Raw genomic sequence first — 16,357 nt, 5'->3', positions numbered from 1 at the left:
CGATGCTGGGACAGTTCGCGCTAGTGGCTAGGGTGCAGGCATGCACCGAGGCGTCAAAGTCCAAACCGGCAAAGACACTGGTATCCAAGCCATTGTCGGTACTTTGCAGTTCGAAAACCGGCTCGCCAGCAACATATCGGTCTAAAGCTTCTAATCTCACTTCAATGTAGGCCATACTGGTGCTGGCATCGACCTGCGCCGGCAAGGCGGCGCGGACAAGTTGTAAGTCCCTGGGTGTCAGCGACACGGCGGTAGCCAAGCAGGTCCCTAGGGCGTTGAGCTTAACGCACACGGAATCCGCATCGGTCAAGGCCGCGGCGGCAAGTTGCAGATCGGTTAAATTCAGAAGGGTATCACCGGGTGAGACCCCTACAGGGTTGCGCTGCCAGGTCAGATCCGGCACCGCGCCCATCAAACGAATGATGCCATCAAAATCGCCACCCCCCGTCACCGTCCAGGCCAGAGTGCTCTCCAGATCACCACCGGTTGCAGCGGCACCGACTGGCTTGAGTAGACTGTTGCTTTGGCTGCTGGTGTTGAGCCCGTTACCGCTATAATTTCGCAGCGGCGTCGTACCATCCGAGGCATAGGCGATTAGGTCATAACTGAGATCCGTCAGGCTGCCCGCTTGACCCTGGTAAATAGACGCGTCACTGCCCCAGGTGGCCGGGTCCACCTGGGTCGCCGTCAAAAAGGCCGGGATGAAACGCCCCGCAGGGGTGTTAGGGCTTTGCACTGGGACGCCTGAACCTAAATAGTCATCGATCTGCGCCACCAAATTCAGCTCACCCACCTCGTAGTAAGACAGCCCATTCGCGGCGCTAAAGGTGATCGATTCGTTAAAGCTGTCCGCATCGATACCGGTATCCAGGCCGAGCCATTGGCTGGCCGATGAGCGGTTCACGGCATCACCGACCAGGGTGCCGAGCACGCCGCCGATCGGTGCGGCCAAGCTGGACAGGCCCCAGTTCATATCATAGAGGCCACTGACGCGGCCGAAGCTTGGTACCACACTGTTATTGGCATCCAGGGCATGCATCGTCACCTGAAAGGGGTCGCCGGCGACCGCAGTGCCACTGATGTCGACCTCCGCGATGACCAGGGACGCCGGTCGAGTCCGCAGGCTGACCGACCCCTCGATAAGCCGGCCGCTCGGGGAACCATCGACGTTGAGTAATGGCAGGCTGACATCCAGCCGCTGCAGACCGACATCCGGGGCCGTGAGCTCAAACCCGGCGGTGACATTGGTACCAAAAAGCAACGCGGCCATGCTCCAAAGATTACCACCGTCCGGATTTTGCGGATTGGCCAGATTGAGTGACTCAGCCGGTGCCTGCCAGAGAACTTGCTGACCAGCCAGACAAGTGTTTGGGTTGGTGCATTCGGTACTCAGGGTTGCAGTGACCGGCCCACTGTCAAACAACTGTGTCTTACATTCCCCTGAGATTTCATCGGTATAGATGGCGCGCAGGTCGAATTCGCTCGGCTGCCCGGCAACGAGGTCCAAGATCGCACTGCTGCTGCCCGACCCTCGGTTGAAGAAGCGTAGCCCGGTATCGGCAAAAGCAACCTCACAGTTGGGCTGTACTATCCCGGCGACATAGCATTGCACCGGTTCTACGGACAACGGATTAAGGTCTGGTGTTGAGCTGGCTACCCCCAGCGTCACGATACCAGGGCTGGTCTGTTGGAACGCAAAGCTGTCCCGGCTACTGTAGTTGGTTTTGGTATTGGAACCGGCCCAACCGGTGACGGGACTGAATTCGGTGGTGATGACCGCACCACTGACTTCGGTGCTGCAGGCCACATCGAGACAGGCGCGACTTTCGATGTTGAGCGCTTCGCAGGTTAAGCCCTGGCTAAAATCGCGGTCCAATTCGTAATGGTCGATGGTCTCGGCCGCTTCAATCACATTGGCACAAACTTCGACATTATCGATCTCGTGAGCATTTTTCGCACCGCCGGTTGAGCCGGTTAGGGTTAGGTACATTTTTTCTGGAATAGGGGCTTGGCCCGTTTGGGCCAGCAAATCGAACTGGCTGACAAGGGTCGCGAATCCAGCGCCGGTATCCCGCTCGACCGTTACATAGGCATTGGTACCATTTTCATGATCCACACTCACCCGATAGCGATGTCCGCTCGCGGTCGAGATTGGGGGTGATAAGCTCGACGGTAAGGTGAGAACGGTCGGAATTTGACCATTGGAGGTTATGTAGTTGTAACCGCTGGTTCCGGTCCCGGACCCGCGTATGCTAATGGTCTCTCTGACTAGGGTGGTAAAACCACCATTTTTCGCGCCGTCATTGCGGTTGAGAAAATTACCGTATTCATCCAAGCCAATACCCATCCAGCCCCCGGCGAAACCTTCTATTGAATTCTTGGGCGCGTAACCTAGGGAGCCGCCGTAACCGCCTGGCAGTGGTACGACCGTCGAATCTGAAAAAACCATCGCAAGCCCATCCCCACCGCCAGTCAGATCACCATAAACATAATAATCGAATTCAACGACAATCTTATTACCTGCGCTGGGGAATAAACGAAACAGGGTCGCAGCCGTTGATTGATTGTTTAAATCTTGCGTAATGTTGAGACGGTTATTGATAATGCTCGGCAGTCTGGAGTTAGTGTCGCTTGATGTCACAGCCCAGTCATTGCCCAAGCCGGTGCGGTTAAAGTCATCGGTAAAGCAGGTGCTTGGCGGTGGCGCGGCGGCCGGTACTAGGCAAACATCATCTATATGCCAATAATCATAGTCACCGCTATTGCCTGCTATTTTATTGAAGCGCAGGGCAAAGTTGTTGTGCAGTTGGGCGCCTGTCAAAGAAATGGTCGGTGTGAAAATATCACCATACGGGGGGCCTGCACTAAAGGTTTGTAAACTTTGCCAGGTGCCAGTACTGGTGCGATATTCCAGCTGCAGGTCTTCACCGTTATCAGGATCTTCACTGAATGAATCGCTGCCTTCTCGAATCCACATGTCCAAATTAACATCTGAATAGGGCGATAGATCATAAGATTCGGTCGTTACCTGAACGCTCTGGCTTCTTAAATACAGACTGTTAGTGGGTGAGTTCGCCGTGTCATTGTTGATACCTGAATTACCACTGCCTGTCTCAGCCCAACCGACTGGATAACCCGATTCGAAATTCTCACAATAGCCGGCTGAGATATCGGTCGGTGGTGAGGCACAATAGGCTGCGAAATTCCCACTGCTAGCACTGCAAAAACCGACTACGTTAGAGCCGGAACCAAAAGAAAGTGAATTGTTAGCCGTTAGGTTTCCGGTAATGTTGGCATTTTGATCAATTTGGATGCCACCACCTGCAGTGATAGTGCCTACCCATTCTAGATTGTCGTCAAATTGTATATCGCCGTTTGCAATTAAATTTGCAACCACCCTAATATCATCCCGGTTTGCATCAACGTCACCGGTCACTGAAATTGTCAGGTCAAAGGGTTGACCGTCATTAATGACCACATTCCTTCTGATTTCTAAATCACCGTTGATATTTAATGTTAGATTGCTGGTGATTATTAAAACGTCGTTGTTATTGAGCCGAACACCAGCGCAGGTTACCGTAAGAGTGCTGTTCGAATAACTACACGAACCCAAGGCATCGACCCCCGTATCGGCTGGCAAGGTATAGGTTGTTGCGCTACTGAAGGCAGGCAACAATAAAGATAGCAAGAGCAAGTATCTATTGAGTTTTTTCATAGGCTCTAATTAATTGTTAAATTTATTAAAAGTATCGGCAATGCGTTTGTAATATAAAATAAACACCATTTTCGAGTGCATGGCCAGTTCATGAAGCGCAGGCCGCCGTGCTCTTTTATGCTATCGGAGACGTGCAAAAAATTGTTCAGAGCTCTATGGTGGCCTCAGACTCAGCCCAGACATAGTCGGCATCGTCAGGGCTGCCCCATTCCGCGGTCGCGTTCAAGGTCATGATGCTCACGATTTGGGAGGGTGGACCAACATAGTTATTCTGCACACAGCTCAGTTTGATAACGAAATTCGGATAAGCGTCAATGACCAGAACAACATCGTTGCTTGGATCATAGGTGTTACAATTATCAGCTTGTACCAACGATTGCACACCATATTCCAAAGCCGCTTCGACACTGAGTTGGGCGCGAATCTGCAATAAATTTTGTGTGGTCTGTTGGCTGTTGCGGACGCTGAGTATGGATAACAGGACCACACCGGCACCGATGATGACCACCAAAAAAATTGCCGCAATCAGGGCGACGCCTCGCTCCGCTGTTCTGTTCATGAGCCATTACTTAATAGGATAGTATCGATCAACTGTATGGTGCCACTGGCGTCCCCAATCTCTAGGCTGACGCGCAAGGCCGGAGGCAGATAGGTCCCGCCACCAACAAGCTCGAAATTGCACGCAACCAGACTGTCGATCACCCGGGCTCGATTCCCAAGAGCGGTGCGCGTGACAAAATTCAGTGCGGGGTCCAGGACATCATATGCCTTGACGCGATAGAGCTGCTGGACTGCCGTGTTGCAGTCGTATGCGATGGGACCATTGGTGAAATAGGCCCTTTTGTAGGGTGAGCCGGCGCCGAATTTTTGGCTTGCCGGCAATGTAATACGGGTTTCTGGCGGGGAAATGGGGACTCCAGCGTCCAGTACAGGTTCCATCACAGCAATAGAAGCCAAGGTGCCGGTAGTGCCAGCCCCTAGAAGATTGCCCCAGTCGATGCGCATGTCTGTAGCATTAAGGGTGCCGATACTGACGTAGGGTGGCCGCTCAGAGAAGTCACCAAAGATATCGAAAATATCGTCGTTATTGGGCTGTAACCGATCGCTAATGCTTGTGTTCGGTTTGTCCCGATAACGCGCGGCAAAAAGCTCATCATCCGGCGATGCACCCAAAAACTCGACCTGCTCACCACTGGCATCAACAAAAACCGAATTTGGGACACTGTTGGCCAGGTCCTGACGTAACGTAAACAGGGCATATTCGGCCTGCTGTACCCAGTGGGCGCGTCGGGTCGACTGATGCACCGCGCTGAATTTATTGGCAATCAAGGGCGTCACTACGGTGGCCAGTATACCCATCAAGACGATCACAATAATCAACTCGGTCAGGGTAAAGCCCTGTACTCTAGGTGCTCGCATCTAACACCCCGCAGCCCAATAACTGGTGCGATAGCCACTTAAGGTGGTGGTTTGATTGCGCGCATCGGTCACGGTTACTGTGATCAGTGCGATCTTAGCTGGGCAGGTAGGGTCTGTGCTATTAGCCATATTATGCAAGGCTAGCCCAGGCGCGATACTGACCGTTATGGCAACCCGATAGCCGGCGAGCGTAGCGATTGCGCTTCCGACGAGATCTTTGATGCTGTCGTCATAGCCTTGGTATTCATAGAGGTTGTCCCAGGTTAATCGATTGGCCGAACCGATCGAACTTTGGTCGCTGATACTGGTTACAACAGCCGCCAAGGTTAGCGCCGGGTTCAGACGAGGGTCGGCACCGGGATCAAAGAACGGCTTGCTGCTGACCTCGTGCAGATATTGGCTGGCCAAACGCTGGGCTTGGCTTTGGATCATCGGGTCGACATTGCGCTGGCTCTGCAAACCCAGCCCTTGCAGCAGGGCCACGGCGGCAATGGAAATAATCACCATGGCAATAATCAGCTCAACCAGCGTGACACCCTCTTGCCGGCCATTCGCAGCCCGGTAACCTGAACCGGAATAGCAGCCCCAAGGTCGGTCCACAAAAGACTCATCGCGCAGATCGGCGCGACTATTGGAGCGCGACATAGGCGGTGTCTCCATCTAGGCTTATGCTGCCAGTTGGGCTCAGCGTTATGGTTGTGCCATTTGTTACCGGCACCGTTGGCATGGCCGTGCAGCCGGCCGTTGTGGGCGGGCTGGTATTGTTAAAGAGTTGGCCCGTTGCCGTGAAGATCAACCGTTGCGTGCCGCTGGCAACCGACGGCGCGGAACCGGTGAGAAGAGTGCCAGCGCCATCGCTGACCGCCACCGAAAGATCCAAGGTTTCCGATTCAGCAATGCAGGCGGATTCCACATCCGTTGTGGTGCAATTGACATCGCGCAAGGCGCGCCAACCGGTTGTCGTCAGCCGAATTTCATGGCTGCATTGGGCGGTAACAGTACGATTGCGGACCCAGCTAAGGGCACTGTCGAATTCAGAACGTTGAAAGGAATCGGTGAAGGCGTCTGCGGAGAAAAAGCGCGGTAAAACAATAGTCGAGACGATACCCAGTAGCAGTATTACGATAACGAGCTCGACTAGGGTGAAACCGGCTTTAGTTTTCATTTAGATCAAAAGAGGTGCGTGACACCTCTCCTTCCGGTTGACTATTAACAGGTCAAAACTGGAGCAGCAGTTATATCCAGTGTTCCAATGTTTGAAAATGTTGGTGCTGCGTTAGTCCCGGCTTGGGTGTAAGTGAAACATGGGCTGTCAGCCACACCTTGATCGACGGTTATCAACACGCTGGTAGCAGCAACCTTGCTAGCTGCGGAACTAGCTGTATTGAAGGCCCCTGTTGTGTCATAAATTAATATGTAATCACTCAGATTTGCCGCTTCCGAAATGCCAAACCCATTGGCAGCGTCTACACCGGTAGCTCCCAAAATGCCGCCCGCATCCGGATAACCATTCACTGTCGCAAAATTCGCTCCTTCCATTATTATATTACCCGTCGCGGCTGTCGCACCATTAGCCAAAGCCGAGGCATGCACAATCGCCGAGGTCGACTTAGCCGATGCATAGGCCCCTTCCATCGCTGCTATCTCCGCGTTGCCACTCAAATCCGCAAAGCGAGGCAAGGCAAAGGCCGAGAGGATCCCGAGTATGACGATCACCATGATCAATTCTATGAGGGTAAAACCAACTTGCTTGTTCGTGTTCACATTCACATTCATGGTTATTTCCTGTCGGGACATTGAGGTTATAAATAAGCTTAGATGCTATTCAGTATTTGTAAAATTGAACCTTCAAAAAGTCCATCGACTTATTTTCCGGCGTTAAGATCGACCTCGGATTTGCCTATCTTGTCGTGCCGATTAGATCCAACTCTTAGACTCAGAGGTCATAGCTCAGAACTTACGACTCAGGGATTGCAGGCCGGAACGGCACCTGGGCTGTAGGTGCCCACACCGATTGAAAAGAGGGGGTCGCCGCCGCTAATCTGAGGGGGCTGATAGGCGATACACTGGCTGTCGATGTAAAAGATCATCACCGCGGTCTGAGCTTGCAGGGCGCTGCGCAGCTGCGCGGTGTCGCTGTAAGTGATGCCTATTTCGGTATCCACTTCCATCAATGTTAATAGGCCACCAAAGGTTCCCGGGCCGCTCGCCGAGACATCATTGGCTCGGCCCGCTGGGTAGTCGTTGACCATCAGTATTTCGTGATTGTTGATGAGAATATTGCCCGCGGCGGTAACGCTGTCGGAGCGGGCGAAGGCATTGCCAATACGCGCGGCGGACTTCATCGAGCTGAGCGCGCTCCTAAGTACCGCTTCTTTGGCTTTGATATCTAAATTCAAAAATCTAGGCAAGGCGATGGCTGATAGTATTGAAATAATCACAATCACTATTACCAACTCAATCAGGGTAAAACCTTTTTTTACGGTCATCTGAGCACTGTCCTATAAGGTTGTTGTACTGTCATGCCTTCAGTATAGCGGTTGAATGGTTAGGGGAGGCTTTTGCCAAAAAGGGTGGTGGAATTTTAAAAATATTTTAGCGGTTGAATTGTTCGCTGGGTGAGAAAGATACTGTCGACGTGCACCGACTTGGTCGTTCGGGTGCGCCAAGGGGTGTCGGGGATGAGGGCTTTGTGGGAATAAAAAATGCTCAGGATGCACTGGCCTAAGCGGTGCAAGGGGCCCAACGACCGGCCTGGGACGGCCGGTCGTTGGATCTTTTTAGGCTTGATTTTTAGCGCGAAAGGCGGCAATTAAACTGGCGGTTGAGCTGTCCAGGCCGTCGGTCTTACCGGTCTCGATGGCGCTAAAGACCGACTCGCCGAGGATCTTGCCCAGTTCAACACCCCATTGATCGAAGCTGTTGATATCCCAAATAACGCCCTGAACAAAAATCTTATGCTCATAGAGGGCAATCAGGGCACCGATCACTTCGGGCGTACCCAGGTCGAAGGTGATGCTGTTGCACGGCCGGTTGCCCGGTATCACCTTGTGCGGTGCTAACCAAGCGGCCCGTTCGGCGTCCATGCCTTTGGCCAGCAACTCGGCCAGGACCTCAGCTTCGGTCTTGCCTTCGAGCATGGCCTGCTGTTGACCCAGATAATTGGCAAATAACCACTCATGGTGGTCGGCCAGCTTGTTGTGCGAGGTCATCGGCATAATATAGTCGGCCGGAATCAGGCGCGTGCCCTGATGGATCAACTGGTGATAGGCATGCTGTCCGTTGGTGCCGGTACCGCCCCAGATCACCGATCCGGTTTGGTAGGTCACCGGCTCGCCTTCCCGAGTAACGCATTTGCCATTGGACTCCATGTCGACCTGCTGCAGGTGATTGGGCAAATCTTGCAGATATTCATCGTAGCTTAAGACCGCATGGGACTCGGCACCGAAGAAGTTTTGATACCAAACGCCGAGCATGCCCAAGATCACTGGCAGGTTTTGTGCCATGGGTGCGGTGCGGAAATGCTCGTCCATATCGTGCGCGCCCTGGAGCAGGGCTTCGAAGGTCTGCGCGCCGAGCACGATCATTTGCGCCAGGCCAATGGCGGACCAGAGCGAATACCGGCCACCCACCCAGTCCCACATTGGGAACATATTGGCTTCTTCGATGCCAAAGGCGGTGGCCGCCGGGACATTGGTCGAGACCGCGACAAAATGGTGCTTAACCTGGTCGGCACGGCCGCCCTGAGCCAAAAACCAGGCGCGCGCAGCCTGGGCGTTTTTCAAGGTTTCCAGCGTGCTGAACGATTTGGAGGCAACAATAAAGAGGGTGGTCTCGACGTCGAGGCCCTTGATGGTCTCGGCGAAGTCGGTGCCATCGACATTGGCGACGTATGCCAACTGGTAGCCGTCATTCCAATAGGGTTTGAGCGCGTCGGAGACGACCTTAGGGCCGAGAAACGAACCGCCGATGCCAATGTTAACAATGGTACGCAGCTTCTTGCCGGTAAAGCCGGCGAACTCGCCGCTGTGAACCCGGGCGGTAAAGTCTTTCATCTTGGCCAGCGAGGCGTTGACGGCGTCGGTAATGTTTTCGCCTTCGACGCGGATTTCCCGATTGCTGCGGTTGCGCAATGCAATGTGCAGGGCCGGACGGTTTTCGGTCTTATTGATGACCTGGCCGTTAAACATCTCACCTATGGCCTTGGGCAGCTGCATGGCGTCTGCTAAATTAAGTAGCTTTTCGACCGTTTCGCCGGTGATGCGGTTTTTCGAGTAATCGAGAGAAATGCCGGCGGCGCTGCTATTGAATTTATCATAGCGCTCAGCGTCGGCCCGGAACAGGTCGCGCATGTGGGTGTTGGCAATGGTTTTCTGGTGTTCGGCCAAGGCCAACCAGGCGGGCAACTGAGTCGGATTTTGAGACATGATTAAGGTTCCTGAGGCGATAAATTTTTTCAATCGGTAATTTAATTACAAAACGATGGGGAAGGCCACCCATTAATCGAGTGTTTTTGACATTGATCAGACAAAAAGGGGGCAAAATCTAGATTAGGGGCAACCTATCAGGTTATAGGAAGGTCTATAGGCCAGGGTGGATGACCCGGCCTACATCGGTACGGCTAGGGAGCGCTTGCACCGTTTGTCCGCCGCGCCGGCAGGTTAGTCGGCCATCTGTACCGGGATGGCATTGGCTGTGTGGCTGACGCTGTTGTCCGACTTCATATAGACCATAGTCGGTTGATAGTCGTCCAGCTCGCTGCTGTTATAGGCGGCGTATGCGCAAATAATCACTTGATCACCGACACTGACCTTAAGCGCCGCGGCACCGTTGACCGAAATAATGCCCTCGTGATCCTCGGCGCGTATCGCATAGGTGGTAAAGCGTTCGCCATTGCTCACGTTATAAATTTGAATCTGCTCGTATTCCAATATCCCGCCCAGATCCAGCAGGTCTCCGCTGATCGCGCAGGAGCCTTCGTAATCGGTTACCGCATGGGTGACGCGCGCCTGATGGAGCTTGGCCTTTAACATGATTCGATCCATACCTACGTCCTCTCGTGCCATGAGCGTCTTGACCGCTGTTGGGCGGCTGTTGACCTCTGATACTCGCCATAATGTCGTCTAAGTAAGGTGGACGTCTGTCCAACCTCCTGCGTGGGTCAAGCCATTGTGTGGTCGGCCCTTGTCGATCTAAAGCTCAAACGTGATGTTGTCGATCAGTCGTGCCTTACCAAGATAGGCTGCGGCCAGAATAACCACTTGGGTGTCCTGGGTCTGAGCGGGTTCCAGATCAAGTTGCCGACTGATGTTAAAATAATCCGGTGTGAAGCCCGCCGCGTGCAGGGACTCCTTGGCCAGGCGAGTTAAGCGTTCATAGTTGCGCTGGCCCGATTTTATTTCTTTTGCGGTAGCTTGCAAGATTTTATACAGAGTTGGCGCCATTTCCCGCTCAGCCGCCGTCAGATAGTTATTGCGCGAGCTATGGGCCAGGCCATCTTCTGCGCGACCGGTATCGACGCCGACTATCTTGATCGGCAAAAACAGGTTGTCGACCATAGTTCGGATAACCGTCAATTGCTGATAGTCCTTCAGGCCGAACACTGCGACATCGGGCTGCACCTGGTTGAACAGCTTCAGCACCACCGTGGCGACGCCGACAAAGTGATCCGGTCGGCTCGAGCCGCAATGCAGCGTAGTAATCTTACTCACCTCAACCCGGGTCAAGTCCGGCTCCGGGTACATGATCGCGTTATTGGGCAAGTAAAGCAGGCCACAGCCGTCGGCGATCAAATGCTTTTGGTCGGCTTCTAGAGTTCTGGGATAGCCCGACAGGTCTTCGTTTTCGCCGAACTGGGTCGGGTTGATAAAGATCGAGGCGACGACAAAGTCAGCCTGTTGACGGGCTGTCTGTATGAGGGTCAGATGGCCTTCGTGTAGGTTACCCATGGTCGGCACAAAGGCAATTGTCTTACCCAGAGCTCTAATGTCCCGCAACGCTGTGCGCAAATCGATTAAATTGTTTACCACTTGCATAGTAATTACTCGAAACAGTGCTCAGGAGCGGGAAACTGACCGGACTTTACGTCGGCTATATAGGCCGCTACCGCGCTTTCCCAGCCAGTGTTTTGGGCCATATAGTTTTTCACAAACTTGGCCATACGCTGTTGGGTGAGACCCAACATGTCATAGCTGACCAATACCTGGCCATCGGTACCATTACCCGCCCCGATGCCGATAACGGGGACCGACACCGTTTGAGTCAGGGCCTTTGCCAAACTGGCTGGCACGCATTCCAGTAGAATAAAGTCGGCCCCCGCCGCCTCTAGGGCCAGGGCTTCGTTAATCATCAATTGGGCCGAGGCCTCGTCGCGGCCCTGAACCTTGTAGCCGCCGAACTTATTGACCGATTGGGGTGTTAAACCCAGATGTAGACAGGTCGGAATGCCGGCCCGGCTCATGGCCGTGACCGCATCGGCCAGCCAAGCCCCGCCCTCCAGCTTGACCATCTGCGCACCGGCTTGCATTAAACGACCGGCACTGTCCAAAGCCTGCGCCACAGTGCCATAGCTATTAAATGGCATGTCGGCCACGATCAGGGCGCCCTGGTTGCCGCGGGCGACGGCGGCGGTATGGTAGACCATCTCATCGAGCGTCACCGGCAGGGTTGAACTTCTGCCTTGGCAGACCATGCCAAGAGAATCGCCCACCAGCAATGTTTCGATGCCGTGCGCCGAAAAAAGGTGCGCGAAGGTGGCGTCATAGGCCGTTAGCATGGTGAATTTTTCACCGTCACTGACCAGCTGTCGAATCGTCGATACGGTGTGTGCTTTAGACATGATGGCAGCGCCTTTGGTTAATAAGCCGAGAATGGTTGCGATTGTGCCGGAATATGTCAAGTATCGGTAGGGCTCTTTTGCCGCTTAGCCCAACTGGGATCAAACTTGTTGAATATTTTGTCCGTCAACGGCATCACGCCAGGCTTGCAGAGCCATGTCGTGGAGTAAAAAATCGGCGTTCAGATCCAGTAAGGGTTGCAGCACGAAGGCACGCAAATGAGCGCGGGGGTGGGGTAGGGTGAGGCGAGACGTGGCCAATTCGACCTGTTCATACCAGATGATATCGAGATCGAGCGTTCTCGGTCCCCAACGGATGGTGCGCTCTCGGCCGGCCTCGCTTTCAATGGCCTGCAGGGCGGTCAATAGGTGCTCGGGACTGAGATCGGTCTGCAGACTGCAGACGGCATTGAGGTAATCGGGTTGGTCGGGCGGTCCGCCGATGGCACTGGTTTTATACCACGGCGAGAGACTGAGTTCTTGGCTATCCGGCAACGCGGCGAGGCGGTCTATCGCCTGGTGCAGTTGTGTTGCGGGCACGCCCAGATTGCTGCCGAGCCCGATATAAACCTGCTTCACGAATCCGATTGAGCGGCACGCGTGGGTCGGCGACGGCGTCGCTTGGGTGCCGACTTGGTACCCAGATTGGCCAGCATCGTTTCGCGCTGTGCGGGGTTGGTGGCTTGGAATTCTGTCCACCAGTTGCCCAGACCATCGAGTTGTTCGCCGGCCTGTTCGCGTAACAGTAGAAAATCGTAGGCGGCTCTGAAACGCGGGTGAGTCACCAGCTGTTCAGCTCGATGGGCGCTGCGCTTGGGCAATCTCAGCTGCAATTCCCAAATCTCTTTCATCGGGATAGAGAATCGTTTCGGGATGGCGATGGTCTTAACCTGGCGATCGAGAACTTGACCCATGGCTTTTTGCCAAGCGGGTATCTCAGGCGTGCCCATTTCAAGGTTGTAGAGCGCCTGATCCTTCACCGCGGGCCATAATAGCGCCGCATAGATAAAGGCCGGGGTCACCGGTCGGCCAGCATTGACACGCAAATCGGTGCTAATCAGGGCGCTGTTGATAAACTTCTGATAGTGATCGTCAGCGTCGCGGTTCAAAATTTGGTAGGTCAACGGCAACAGCGGTTCCACGATGCCGTATTGTTGCAGCAGTTCCCAGGTTTGTACGCCATATCCGGCCATAAGCAGCTTGAGCAACTCATCGAACAACCGCGCCGGTGCGATATGGGTCAACAGCGACGCCATTTCACGGATCGGTTTCTCGGTATTCCGTTCGATACTAAAGCCCAATTTGGCGGCAAAGCGGATGGCCCGCAGCATGCGCACCGGGTCTTCCCGGTAGCGAGTTTCAGCGTCGCCGATAATGCGAATAATTTTGTTGTTCAGATCTTCCATGCCCTGTGGGTAGGCGAGCACAGAAAAGTTAGTCGCGGTGTAGTACATGGCATTGATGGTGAAGTCGCGCCGTTTGGCGTCGTCTTCTAGGGAGCCGTAAACATTGTCGCGCAGCAACATGCCTTCAGCCGATTGCTTTTGATCGGAACCGGATGCTTCTGCCTTACCGCGAAAGGTGGTGACTTCAATAATCTCGCGACCGTAGGTCACATGGACGATGCGGAAGCGTCGGCCGATAATGCGTGAATTACTGAATATCTTACGGATATCTTCAGGCGTGGCATTGGTGGCAACGTCAAAATCCTTCGGCGCATAGCCGAGTTGCAGATCGCGGACACAGCCACCCACCAGGAATGCTTCATGACCAGCGCCATGCAGACGATGCAAGACCTTCAGTGCATTATGACTGATGCCTTTGCGAGATACCTGATGTTGATCCCGAGGAACGGTGACCAGGTTTAAATTTTGAACAGGCTGGTTAAACCAGCGTTTTATCCACTTAACGACCATGAGATGAGAGTTCTGCTCTGTAGCGACAGTTAAAAGTGTGCGCAGTGTATAGAAAATTGAGGATATTCGCTACCGAGAACTTAGGTAGGAGGGCTGGAAGACGAGCCAGCCGGCGATGGACGCCGACCGCAACAGCACTTTCCGCAGGGTTTTATGAGCTTATTATTCTTGTTGGTATTATTGTTTTTATTATATTACTCAGGTGTTAGCTACCCCTTATTTTTGTTTTTAGTCGGGGTCGCTGTGTTGGGTTGCCCTATTATTATTTTTATTAATGGGCGTACCTGCTTTGCGCAATCATTATTGCATTCGTCATGCCAGAAGTAATAAATCCTTTAAAATCAATAGCTTGTATTTTTAAGGTCGAATAGTGATCAATTCGAATAACAGGAAGTGTTACCTAAGGTTGCAAGAATGTAACCGCCTTTCATAAGGTTGTTACCGGTGAATTATCTTTCTTAGATTAACGGCCTGGCCATTCCGGGTAAGTTAAGCCTGCTCCGAAGGGGTCACCAAGCGCTGACGCTCCTGTTCGATGTATTGGTAAAAAGCACTCTCTTGTAATCCTTGAGCCGCAGCTTTATCGATAACCAATGTGGCCTTGGCATGCATCTGGAGGATGGATGCTGGACAATGCGCCGAGACGGGGCCTTCGATGGTGTGCCTCAACGCCTCAGCCTTGTCTTGACCGGTGGCGATTAATAAGATCTGTTTGGCGTCCATAATAGTACCGATGCCCATGGTCAGCGCCAGATGGGGTTGGAATTCGTCCGGTTGGAAAAAACGTCGGTTGGCCGCCACCGTATCTTCGGTCAGGGTTTTTACCCTAGTGCGGCTGACCAAGCTGGAGCTGGGCTCATTGAAGCCAATATGGCCGTTACGGCCGATGCCCAAGAGCTGCAAATCCACGCCCCCCTGGTCTCGGATCAGCGCCTCATAAGCGGAGCAGGCCTTCTGAGGGTCTGAGCTTAGCCCATCTAAAACGTGGGTCGCAGCGAGGCGAATATCGACTTGATCAAACAGATGGGTGTTCATGAAATGGCGATAACTTTGGGAGTGAGTCGTCGCTAAGCCCAAATATTCGTCTAAATTAAAGGTGGTCACCTCGGCCATGCTCACCTGACCCGCTTGCACGGCCTGTACCAGCCGCTTATACAGTTGCACTGGAGACGAGCCGGTAGCCAAACCTAGGACGCTGCTAGGCTTTTGCTGCAATTGGCTAATAAGTTGCTGGGCGCCGAATGCTGCAACGGCGGCGGGGTCGGGCAAAATCACTATGCGCATACGAGGGTTCTCATCCTATTGTCACTTAGGTTATTAGGTCACTAAAAAGCAATTGCTTGGCCGGAGCGCCAGACCTTATCGATGCCCCAAGCATCATTGATCAGGCAAATATCGGCCCGGCGGCCGGGTTGAAACGAGCCGTACTGGTGGTCCAGTTGCATGTATTCGGCTGGAATGCGGCTGGCCATCGCTAGGGCTTGGTGCAGCGGTAAGTTTAGTGTGTCTAGGCAGTATTTGACCGCATCGAGCAGGCTGATGGCGCTGCCGGCGAGTCGGCCTTGAGCATTGATCAGCCGACCCTCGCGCAGTTGGATGGTTTCACCATAGAGTTCAAATTGGGTCAGCGGGCTGCCGACGGTGGCCATGGCGTCGCTAACCAAAAAAATCCGCTCAAAGCCCTTGCTGTTCAAAGCTGTCTGGATCGAGGTGGGGTGTACATGAATACCGTCGGCGATCAGACCGGCCCAGGTCTCAGTCAAGGTGAGTGCGGCGCCGACCACGCCCGGTTCACGCCCGGTGAGCTGACTCATGGCGTTGTACAGATGCGTAAAGCCGGACAGACCTTGCTCATGGGCGGCCACAACCTGCTCTGAGCTGGCGTTGCTATGACCGGCGCAGATGCGAACGCCGAGCGCAGCGATGCGGGCGATGGCCTCGGCCGACACCCGTTCCGGGGCCAGGGTGAGGATGCTGGGCAGCCCGGCCAAGCGCTCGAGCCAGAGCCAGTCACTGCTGACCAATGCACGGATCTTATCGGCGCGATGTACGCCCGACTTTTCGCCACTGAAGAACGGCCCCTCTATATGGATGCCTAGAACACCGCTGTCTTGTTTCACGCAGCGTTGTGCCGCGCTAATGGCCTGATCGGTGACCTCAACGGAGTCACTGATCACCGTCGGCAGGATCCGAGTTACACCGAACGGCACCTGCGACTGGGCCATGGTCAGCATGGTCTGCTCAGTCGGTACATTATTCAGCAGCACACCGCCGCCGCCATTGATTTGCAAATCGATAAAGCCCGGTGCGAGCAGGCCGCCAGCCAGGCGAATGGTTCGATAACCGGTCGGAATCCGATCGGCAGGGATAAGCCCAACGATGCGGTCATCGGCAAATAGCAGCGCAGAGTCTATCTGGATCCTGAAACCATCAAAGATGCGCGCACCGGTCAAGGCGGTTGGACCCGTCATA

At 53.9% G+C, this 16,357-nt stretch carries 15 protein-coding genes; all 15 read right to left on the bottom strand.

What is annotated here, in order from left to right:
• Nucleotides 1-2,977 (bottom strand): DUF6701 domain-containing protein (locus AC4FIC_RS07420; protein WP_476194888.1); only part of this gene is annotated, 2,977 nt, incomplete at its 3' end.
• A gap of 883 nt (nucleotides 2,978-3,860) precedes the next feature.
• On the bottom strand, nucleotides 3,861-4,274 hold the full coding sequence (locus tag AC4FIC_RS07415) for a hypothetical protein (RefSeq protein ID WP_100257971.1): 414 nt from the start codon (nucleotides 4,272-4,274) through the stop codon (nucleotides 3,861-3,863).
• Entirely contained in the window at nucleotides 4,271-5,134 is an 864-nt protein-coding gene (locus tag AC4FIC_RS07410) for a type II secretion system protein (protein ID WP_476194889.1), read from the bottom strand. The genes AC4FIC_RS07415 and AC4FIC_RS07410 overlap by 4 nt, the downstream gene beginning before the upstream one ends.
• Nucleotides 5,135-5,779, bottom strand: coding sequence for a type IV pilus modification PilV family protein (locus AC4FIC_RS07405; protein WP_158524382.1), 645 nt, complete (start codon nucleotides 5,777-5,779; stop codon nucleotides 5,135-5,137).
• The gene (locus AC4FIC_RS07400) at nucleotides 5,763-6,299 is read right to left on the bottom strand and encodes a type II secretion system protein (protein ID WP_100257968.1); all 537 of its coding nucleotides are present in this window, start codon (nucleotides 6,297-6,299) and stop codon (nucleotides 5,763-5,765) included. The genes AC4FIC_RS07405 and AC4FIC_RS07400 overlap by 17 nt, the downstream gene beginning before the upstream one ends.
• 44 nt (nucleotides 6,300-6,343) lie before the next feature.
• Nucleotides 6,344-6,910: a type II secretion system protein gene (locus AC4FIC_RS07395; protein WP_487778662.1), complete on the bottom strand. Its 567-nt coding sequence runs from the start codon at nucleotides 6,908-6,910 to the stop codon at nucleotides 6,344-6,346.
• Nucleotides 6,911-7,098: 188 nt separating this feature from the next.
• On the bottom strand, nucleotides 7,099-7,623 hold the full coding sequence (locus AC4FIC_RS07390) for a prepilin-type N-terminal cleavage/methylation domain-containing protein (RefSeq protein WP_100257966.1): 525 nt from the start codon (nucleotides 7,621-7,623) through the stop codon (nucleotides 7,099-7,101).
• 291 nt (nucleotides 7,624-7,914) lie between these two features.
• Entirely contained in the window at nucleotides 7,915-9,561 is a 1,647-nt protein-coding gene (pgi, locus tag AC4FIC_RS07385) for a glucose-6-phosphate isomerase (RefSeq protein WP_476194892.1), read from the bottom strand.
• A 234-nt stretch (nucleotides 9,562-9,795) separates the two neighbouring features.
• Complete coding sequence (gene panD / locus AC4FIC_RS07380; RefSeq protein ID WP_100257964.1) at nucleotides 9,796-10,179, bottom strand: aspartate 1-decarboxylase; 384 nt, start codon at nucleotides 10,177-10,179, stop codon at nucleotides 9,796-9,798.
• Nucleotides 10,180-10,326: 147 nt separating this feature from the next.
• Nucleotides 10,327-11,169 carry a pantoate--beta-alanine ligase gene (gene panC / locus AC4FIC_RS07375; protein WP_100257963.1) on the bottom strand — a complete coding sequence of 281 codons (843 nt, stop codon included), beginning with the start codon at nucleotides 11,167-11,169 and terminating at the stop codon, nucleotides 10,327-10,329.
• Between the two features lie 5 nt (nucleotides 11,170-11,174).
• Nucleotides 11,175-11,972: a 3-methyl-2-oxobutanoate hydroxymethyltransferase gene (gene panB / locus AC4FIC_RS07370; RefSeq protein WP_100257962.1), complete on the bottom strand. Its 798-nt coding sequence runs from the start codon at nucleotides 11,970-11,972 to the stop codon at nucleotides 11,175-11,177.
• Nucleotides 11,973-12,071: 99 nt separating this feature from the next.
• Complete coding sequence (gene folK, locus AC4FIC_RS07365) at nucleotides 12,072-12,548, bottom strand: 2-amino-4-hydroxy-6-hydroxymethyldihydropteridine diphosphokinase (protein ID WP_476194893.1); 477 nt, start codon at nucleotides 12,546-12,548, stop codon at nucleotides 12,072-12,074.
• A complete protein-coding gene (gene pcnB, locus AC4FIC_RS07360) occupies nucleotides 12,545-13,885 on the bottom strand; it encodes a polynucleotide adenylyltransferase PcnB (protein WP_193437302.1) in 1,341 nt (446 codons plus the stop codon). The genes folK and pcnB overlap by 4 nt, the downstream gene beginning before the upstream one ends.
• A gap of 489 nt (nucleotides 13,886-14,374) precedes the next feature.
• On the bottom strand, nucleotides 14,375-15,169 hold the full coding sequence (nagB, locus tag AC4FIC_RS07355; protein WP_100257960.1) for a glucosamine-6-phosphate deaminase: 795 nt from the start codon (nucleotides 15,167-15,169) through the stop codon (nucleotides 14,375-14,377).
• Nucleotides 15,170-15,210: 41 nt separating this feature from the next.
• Nucleotides 15,211-16,356 carry an N-acetylglucosamine-6-phosphate deacetylase gene (gene nagA, locus AC4FIC_RS07350; protein ID WP_100257959.1) on the bottom strand — a complete coding sequence of 382 codons (1,146 nt, stop codon included), beginning with the start codon at nucleotides 16,354-16,356 and terminating at the stop codon, nucleotides 15,211-15,213.
• Nucleotide 16,357 lies beyond the last annotated feature (1 nt).

This window comes from Reinekea sp. (genome assembly GCF_982785585.1).
Note: the sequence above shows the minus strand (reverse complement) of the source record. Positions and strands in the feature narration are given on the sequence as shown.

Excerpts from the sequence above, each read along its gene's own strand:
- AC4FIC_RS07415 (WP_100257971.1), bottom strand. The coding sequence starts at position 4,274 with ATGAACAGAACAGCGGAGCGAGGCGTCGCCCTGATTGCGGCAATTTTT.
- AC4FIC_RS07410 (WP_476194889.1), bottom strand. The coding sequence starts at position 5,134 with ATGCGAGCACCTAGAGTACAGGGCTTTACCCTGACCGAGTTGATTATT.
- AC4FIC_RS07405 (WP_158524382.1), bottom strand. The coding sequence starts at position 5,779 with ATGTCGCGCTCCAATAGTCGCGCCGATCTGCGCGATGAGTCTTTTGTG.
- AC4FIC_RS07400 (WP_100257968.1), bottom strand. The coding sequence starts at position 6,299 with ATGAAAACTAAAGCCGGTTTCACCCTAGTCGAGCTCGTTATCGTAATA.
- AC4FIC_RS07395 (WP_487778662.1), bottom strand. The coding sequence starts at position 6,910 with ATGAATGTGAATGTGAACACGAACAAGCAAGTTGGTTTTACCCTCATA.
- AC4FIC_RS07390 (WP_100257966.1), bottom strand. The coding sequence starts at position 7,623 with ATGACCGTAAAAAAAGGTTTTACCCTGATTGAGTTGGTAATAGTGATT.
- pgi (WP_476194892.1), bottom strand. The coding sequence starts at position 9,561 with ATGTCTCAAAATCCGACTCAGTTGCCCGCCTGGTTGGCCTTGGCCGAA.
- panD (WP_100257964.1), bottom strand. The coding sequence starts at position 10,179 with ATGGATCGAATCATGTTAAAGGCCAAGCTCCATCAGGCGCGCGTCACC.
- panC (WP_100257963.1), bottom strand. The coding sequence starts at position 11,169 with ATGCAAGTGGTAAACAATTTAATCGATTTGCGCACAGCGTTGCGGGAC.
- panB (WP_100257962.1), bottom strand. The coding sequence starts at position 11,972 with ATGTCTAAAGCACACACCGTATCGACGATTCGACAGCTGGTCAGTGAC.
- pcnB (WP_193437302.1), bottom strand. The coding sequence starts at position 13,885 with ATGGTCGTTAAGTGGATAAAACGCTGGTTTAACCAGCCTGTTCAAAAT.
- nagB (WP_100257960.1), bottom strand. The coding sequence starts at position 15,169 with ATGCGCATAGTGATTTTGCCCGACCCCGCCGCCGTTGCAGCATTCGGC.
- nagA (WP_100257959.1), bottom strand. The coding sequence starts at position 16,356 with ATGACGGGTCCAACCGCCTTGACCGGTGCGCGCATCTTTGATGGTTTC.